8 protein-coding genes are annotated in these 6,242 nt (G+C 69.1%); 5 read left to right on the top strand and 3 right to left on the bottom strand.

Features of this window, described 5'->3' with window-relative positions; all coding sequences use genetic code 11:
* The first annotated feature begins 74 nt into the window (after nucleotides 1-74).
* From A9X03_RS10520 to A9X03_RS10500, 5 genes are read left to right on the top strand one after another with little or no spacing between them, the layout of a single operon-like run.
* Nucleotides 75-686 (top strand): DUF4178 domain-containing protein, encoded by a 612-nt coding sequence (locus A9X03_RS10520; protein ID WP_067784857.1) that lies wholly within the window; start codon nucleotides 75-77, stop codon nucleotides 684-686.
* 10 nt (nucleotides 687-696) lie between these two features.
* The gene (locus A9X03_RS10515) at nucleotides 697-1,209 is read left to right on the top strand and encodes a DUF2617 family protein (RefSeq protein WP_067751766.1); all 513 of its coding nucleotides are present in this window, start codon (nucleotides 697-699) and stop codon (nucleotides 1,207-1,209) included.
* The gene (locus A9X03_RS10510) at nucleotides 1,206-1,637 is read left to right on the top strand and encodes a DUF4247 domain-containing protein (protein WP_067784859.1); all 432 of its coding nucleotides are present in this window, start codon (nucleotides 1,206-1,208) and stop codon (nucleotides 1,635-1,637) included. Before A9X03_RS10515 ends, A9X03_RS10510 begins: the two co-directional genes overlap by 4 nt.
* Before the next feature lie 31 nt (nucleotides 1,638-1,668).
* On the top strand, nucleotides 1,669-2,124 hold the full coding sequence (locus A9X03_RS10505; protein WP_067751764.1) for a DUF350 domain-containing protein: 456 nt from the start codon (nucleotides 1,669-1,671) through the stop codon (nucleotides 2,122-2,124).
* On the top strand, nucleotides 2,121-3,707 hold the full coding sequence (locus A9X03_RS10500) for a polyamine aminopropyltransferase (protein WP_068260920.1): 1,587 nt from the start codon (nucleotides 2,121-2,123) through the stop codon (nucleotides 3,705-3,707). Before A9X03_RS10505 ends, A9X03_RS10500 begins: the two co-directional genes overlap by 4 nt.
* A gap of 29 nt (nucleotides 3,708-3,736) precedes the next feature.
* Here A9X03_RS10500 and A9X03_RS10495 read toward each other — a convergent pair whose 3' ends face one another.
* From A9X03_RS10495 to tesB, 3 genes are all read right to left on the bottom strand, one after another.
* Entirely contained in the window at nucleotides 3,737-4,492 is a 756-nt protein-coding gene (locus tag A9X03_RS10495) for a YebC/PmpR family DNA-binding transcriptional regulator (protein WP_067751758.1), read from the bottom strand.
* A 303-nt stretch (nucleotides 4,493-4,795) separates the two neighbouring features.
* Nucleotides 4,796-5,392: a pyridoxal 5'-phosphate synthase glutaminase subunit PdxT gene (pdxT, locus tag A9X03_RS10490; protein WP_067751755.1), complete on the bottom strand. Its 597-nt coding sequence runs from the start codon at nucleotides 5,390-5,392 to the stop codon at nucleotides 4,796-4,798.
* Nucleotides 5,389-6,234: an acyl-CoA thioesterase II gene (gene tesB, locus A9X03_RS10485; RefSeq protein ID WP_067783960.1), complete on the bottom strand. Its 846-nt coding sequence runs from the start codon at nucleotides 6,232-6,234 to the stop codon at nucleotides 5,389-5,391. The genes pdxT and tesB overlap by 4 nt, the downstream gene beginning before the upstream one ends.
* Between the last annotated feature and the right edge of the window lie 8 nt (nucleotides 6,235-6,242).

The raw sequence follows: 6,242 nt of genomic DNA, 5'->3' as shown, positions 1-6,242 counted from the left end.
AGCGCCGAACTCGCGGAAAAGCTGTTAGCTTTACCCCACGTTCGCTCAAGACAGGTGGCAACGGAAGGGCTCGCGTGGGATCACTGCTGGTCGTTATCGCGATCGTGCTGTTCATCGCGTCCATCGTCGTACTCGTCATCGCTTTGCGACGCCCCAAGCAACCGAGTCCCCCACGCGGCCGCCAGGATCCGCTCTCGTTCAACGCGATGCCGGAATTCGGTCCGCGGCAACTCGGCCCCGGCGCGATCGTCAGCTACGGCGGCGTCGACTACGTCGTGCGCGGATCGGTGACCTACCGCGAGGGCCCCTTCGTGTGGTGGGAGCACCTGCTGGAGGGCGGCGACCAGCCGATCTGGTTCAGCGTCGAGGAGGACGACGGACGCCTCGAGCTGGCGATGTGGGTCAGCCGCAAGGACCTCACGCTGCAGCCGGGCGGCCAGTACGTCGTCGACGGGGTGACGTTTCACGAATCCGAACGCGGGCGCGCCTCGTTCACCACCGAGGGCACCACCGGGCTGCCTGCGGGCGGCGAGATGGAGTTCATCGACTGCGCCAACTCCGATGAGTCCCTACTGCTCTCGTTCGAGCGCTGGGCGCCGGGCATGCCGTGGGAGGTCTCGACCGGCAAACCGGTGCTGACCGGCGAGCTGACCGTGTATCCGGCGCCCCCGCCCCCGTCCTCCTAGGAACGCGCCGGTGCCGCTTCATCAGCTCGCCGTAACTCCTTCGGACGTGTCCGGACAGAAGCTCGGACTCGCGCTCAACGCGCCCGCGCCGCCACCGCTGGCGACCAGCCTGCTGCACCACCCCGACGGCGGTGCGCTGCTGCTCGGGGTCCTCGGCGCGTCGCACGTCGTCACGGTCGAGCACGCCACGGGCCGCTTCTCCGAAGAGGTTTCGTGCACGGCGCGCGGCCTGGGCGTCGACCTGCCGGAACGCACGGCCGCGCCCGGCTACTCCCTGGAGTCGCGCACCGACACCTATGACGAGGGCGCCTTCCGCCGCCTGGCGCGCGACCTTCGTGACCGATGCGCGCGCGAAAAGGGTTGGCTCGGCGGCTCTTTCCCCGGAGACGACGCCGCGCTCACCGCGCTGGCCGCCGAACCCGACGCCGCGGGCTGGCGTTGGCGGACCTGGCACCTGTACCCGCGCAGCCTGGTCGGGTCCGGCGGACAGGTGGTCCACACGACCAGCCGGTGGCACCCGTGAGCCGCAACCGTCTGTTCGTGATAGCCGGCGTGCTCGCCGTCGCCGCCATCGTCTGCCTGGTCTTCGGAATCATCTTGTCGCAGAAGAACATTGCCTCCTACATCGCTGGCCACTATCACGAGTACGCCCACGACGCTAACGGGACGCGCTACGAATGCAGCGGCTCCGCCGACGACGTGGCCGACACGCTCGCCGAGTATCAGGCCCCCGAGGCGCGCGCCGCCAACGGCGACAACGAATACCTGCGCTACAGCAACAACATCGTGACCGTCGGCCCCGACGGCAACCACCCGTGCAGCATCCGCCTGGAAAGCCTGAACGCCGGATACAGCCACGGCGCCTTCATCTTTTTGGGCCCCGGCTTCACGCCCGGCTCCCCCTCGGGCGGCGCCGGCGGCAGCCCGGGTGGCCCGGGCGGAACCAAGTGACCTCTAGCCGGAAACGCAAAGGAGACAAACCATGTACCTCGCGATCGATTTCGGATCCACCAACCTCGGCACGATCACCCAGGGCGTGGTCGCCGTCGTCCTGTACTTCGCGGTCGGCGTCGTCGTCCTGATCGCCGGCTTCCTGATGGTGGACGTCCTCACCCCCGGCAACCTGCGTCAACTGGTGTTCATCGACAAGCGCCCGAACGCCGTCGTCCTCGCCTCGGCCATGTACATCGCGCTGGCCATCGTCATCATCAGCGCCATCGCCAGCAGCTACAGCCAGCTGGGGCAGGGACTCGTCGGCGTGGCGGTGTACGGGTTGGTGGGAGTCGTGCTGCAGGGCGGGGCGCTGCTGATCCTGCAGATCGCGGTGCCCGGTAAGTTTCGCGAGCACGTCGACGAGCCCGAGCTGCATCCGGCCGCTTTCGCCACGGCCACCATGCTGGTGGCCGTGGGAGGAGTGATCGCCGCCGCCATCTCATGACCTCGACGGAGAGCCGGCCACAGCCGTCGGTCGCCTCGACGCCGCTGCCCGGGCGGTGGCGGGCCGTCCTGCTGGCCGCCGTCGCGGCGTGCGCGGCGTCCGGCATCATCTACGAACTCGCTCTGCTGACGCTGGCGGCGAGCCTGAACGGCGGCGGCATCGTTGCCACCTCGTTGATCGTCGCGGGCTACATCGCCGCGCTCGGCGTGGGCGCCCTAGTGGTCAAGCCGCTCCTGGCGCACGCGGCGATCGCGTTCGTCGCGGTCGAGGTGCTGCTGAGCATCGTCGGCGGCCTGTCCGCCGCGGCGCTCTACACGGTGTTCGCGTTCATCGACGACGAGTCGATGTGGATGCTGGCGCTGGGCACGGCCCTGATCGGTGGGCTGGTCGGAGCCGAGGTGCCGCTGTTGATGACCATGCTGCAACGCGGCCGCAGCGGCGAGGCGCCCGACACCGGCCGGACGCTGGCCAACCTCAACGCGGCCGACTATCTCGGTGCGCTGCTCGGCGGCCTGGTGTGGCCGTTCCTGCTGCTGCCGCAGCTGGGCATGATCCGCGGCGCGGCGGCCACCGGCATCGTCAACCTGCTGGCCGCGGCCGTCGTGGCGATTTTCGTTCTGCGCCGGGTGGTTTCGGCCCGGCAGCTGGCGATGGCGCTGTGCGCGCTCGCCGCGGCGCTCGCGCTGCTGGCCACGCTGCTGGCGCGTTCGGCCGACATCGAGACGACGAGCAGACAACGGCTCTACGCCGACCCGATCATCGCCTACCAGCACTCGGCCTACCAGGAGATCGTGGTCACCCAACGCGGCAACGACATGCGGCTCTACCTGGACGGCGGCCTGCAGTTCTCCACCCGGGACGAGTACCGCTACACCGAAAGCCTGGTCTACCCCGCCCTGGGGGCAGGGGCCCGATCAGTCCTCGTGCTCGGCGGCGGCGACGGGTTGGTGGCCCGCGAACTGCTGCGGCAGCCGGGCATCACCAAGATCGTGCAGGTCGAGCTCGACCCCGCGGTGATCCAACTGGCGCGCACCACCATGCGCAGGGCCAACGGCGGCTCGCTGGACAGCCCGCGCGTCAAGGTGGTGATCGACGACGCGATGCGCTGGCTGCGCTCGCCGCACCCGGACGTCGTACCGCCCGGGGGTTTCGACGCGATCATCGTCGACCTTCCCGACCCGGACACCCCGGTTTTGGGCCGGCTCTATTCGACGGAGTTCTACGCGCTGGTCGGCCACGCGCTCGCCGCCGACGGGCTCATGGTCGTGCAGGCCGGCAGCCCGTTCTCGACGCAGACGGCGTTCTGGCGCACCACCTCGTCGATCCGCACGGCCGGCTATGCCGTGACGCCGTACCACGTCTATGTTCCGACGTTCGGCGACTGGGGATTCACGCTGGCGCGCCGCGGGTCCACGCCGCCGGCACCCACCGTGCCGTCCAACGCTCCCCCGCTGCGCTATCTCAATCAGCACGTGCTGGACGCCGCCACGGTGTTCCCCGACGACACCCGCCCGCGCGCTTTGGACCCGTCAACGCTGGACAATCCGCGCATCGTCGAGGACATGCGGCACGGATACGACTAGGCCCGAGGGCGACGACCTGTGCCGGCCGGTCAGTCCTCGTCGAGCGCGGCCAGAACCTCGTCGGACAAGTCGACGTTGGTCCAGACGTTCTGCACGTCGTCGCTGTCCTCCAGGGCGTCGACGAGCTTGAACACCTTCCGGGCGCCGTCGACGTCCACCGGCACGCTGACCGAAGGCTGGAAGCTGGCCTCCGCGGACTCGTAGTCGATGCCGGCATCCTGCAGGGCGGTCCGCACGGCGACCAAATCTGTTGGCTCCGAGATGATTTCGAAGCTCTCACCCAGGTCGTTGACGTCCTCGGCGCCCGCGTCCAGCACGGCGGCCAGCAGGTCGTCCTCGGTCAGGCCGTTCTTCTCCAGCGTGACGACGCCCTTGCGGGTGAAGAGATAGGACACCGAGCCGGGGTCGGCCATCGTGCCGCCGTTGCGGGTCACCGCCACCCGGACCTCGCCGGCCGCGCGGTTCCGGTTGTCAGTCAGGCATTCGATCAGCACCGCCACGCCATTGGGCCCATAGCCCTCGTACATGATCGTCTGGTAGTCGGCGCCGCCGGCTTCCTCGCCGGCGCCGCGCTTGCGGGCGCGCTCGATGTTGTCGTTGGGCACCGACGTCTTCTTCGCCTTCTGGATGGCGTCATACAGCGTCGGGTTGCCCGCCGGGTCCCCGCCGCCGGTACGGGCGGCGACCTCAATGTTCTTGATCAGCCGGGCAAACTCCTTGCCCCGGCGCGCGTCCTTGACGGCCTTTTGGTGCTTGGTGGTGGCCCACTTGGAATGGCCGCTCATCGGTGTCTCTTACCTCTTCTGTGTTCGAAAGTTCGCCAGACGAGTCTACGTGCACGCTTGCTCGCGCCCGACCGGCCGCTGCCCTTGCGGCTCAGCCGCCCCAGCAGTCACAGGAACCCGGGCATATCCGCCTCCGCGAATGTGATATCGCCCGCGCTATCGATTTTTGGGGACCACCTCATCCCCGGGGAACCGCATCGGGTGTGCGCTCACGGCGCCAATCCCGCCGATTTCCCACCCTGGACGCACGCTGAGAGCCCTCGGCGCACACCCGACCCGCAATAGCGGCGACGGCCCGGTGCGTCAGGCGTGCCCGTTGACGACGTCCACGAAGAGCTGGTGGACGCGGCGATCGCCGGTCATCTCGGGGTGAAACGCCGTCGCCAGGTTTCTGCCCTGCCGCACCGCGACCGGGTGCCCCGACGCTTCGGCCAGCACCTGCACGCCCTCCCCGGCCCGCTCGACCCATGGGGCGCGGATGAACACCGCGCGCACCGGGCCGTCCAGACCGGCGAACGGTATGTCGCCCTCGAACGAATCGACCTGGCGGCCAAAAGCGTTGCGCCGCACGGTCATATCGATCGCCCGCAGTGGCAGCGCCTCGCGCCCGCCCGCGCCGGCGTCCAGGATCTCGCTGGCCAGCAGGATCATGCCCGCGCACGCGCCGTAAGCGGGCAGCCCGTCGGCCAGCAGCCCGCGCAGCGGTTCGAGCAGGTCCAGGTCGAGCAGCAGGTGGCTCATCGTGGTGGACTCCCCGCCGGGAATGACCAGGCCGTCGACCTTCTCCAGCTCGGCGCGGCGCCGCACCGGCATCGAATCCGCCCCGGCCTCGCCCAGCGCGGCCAGGTGCTCGCGGGTGTCGCCCTGCAGCGCCAGTACGCCGATGCGCGGCGCGTTCACTGCGCGGTCGGCTGAAACCCGCGCTGGAAGCGAGTCAGCCCCTCCTGCATGACCGCCGCCACCATCTCACCGGATTGGGTGAAGATCTTGCCTTGGCACAGCGAGCGCCCCCCGCTGGCCGACGGAGACGACTGGTCGTAGAGCAGCCACTCGTCGGCCCGGAACGCCCGCATGAACCACATCGCGTGGTCCAGGGACGCGACCTGCAGATGCTCGCGGACGTCGAGGTGGTTGACCTGCGCCGATCCCAGCAAGGTGAGGTCGCTCATGTAGGCCAGCGCGCAGATGTGCAGCACCGGGTCGTCGGGCAGCGGGTCGCGGTGGCGGAACCACACCTGCTGCTGGGAGGCCTTGCCGGGCAACAGCTGCAATTGGTCGCGCGGCACGATGCAGACGTCCCACTCCTCGAACTGCTTGAAGCCGGCGTCGTCGAACACCTTGATCGAGTCCAGGCCGGGCAGCCCGTCGGGAGGCGGCGCGGCCGGCATGACGTCCTGGTGGTGGATGCCCTCCTGGTCGGTCTGGAAGGACGCCCCCATGCTGAAGATGATTTCGCCGTGCTGAATGGCGTTGACGCGCCGGGTGGCGAACGAACCGCCGTCGCGTGTGCGTTCCACGATGAAGACCGTGGGCTCGTTGGCGTCCCCGGGCCGCAGGAAATAGCCGTGCAGCGAGTGCACCTGGTAGCGCGGGTCTACGGTGCGCACCGCCGAGACGAGCGACTGCCCGGCGACGTGGCCGCCGAACGTGCGCTGGAAATATCCCGACTCGGGGCTGAACACCCGGCCGCGGTAGATGTTGACCTCGAGTTGCTCCAGATCAAGGATCTCTTCGATCGCCACCAACAGCC

It is taken from the genome of Mycobacterium sp. E1715, from assembly GCF_001667625.1.
GTDB lineage: Bacteria > Actinomycetota > Actinomycetes > Mycobacteriales > Mycobacteriaceae > Mycobacterium.
The sequence above is the reverse complement of the archived record's forward strand: the minus strand, read 5'-3'. Positions and strand labels throughout refer to the sequence as shown.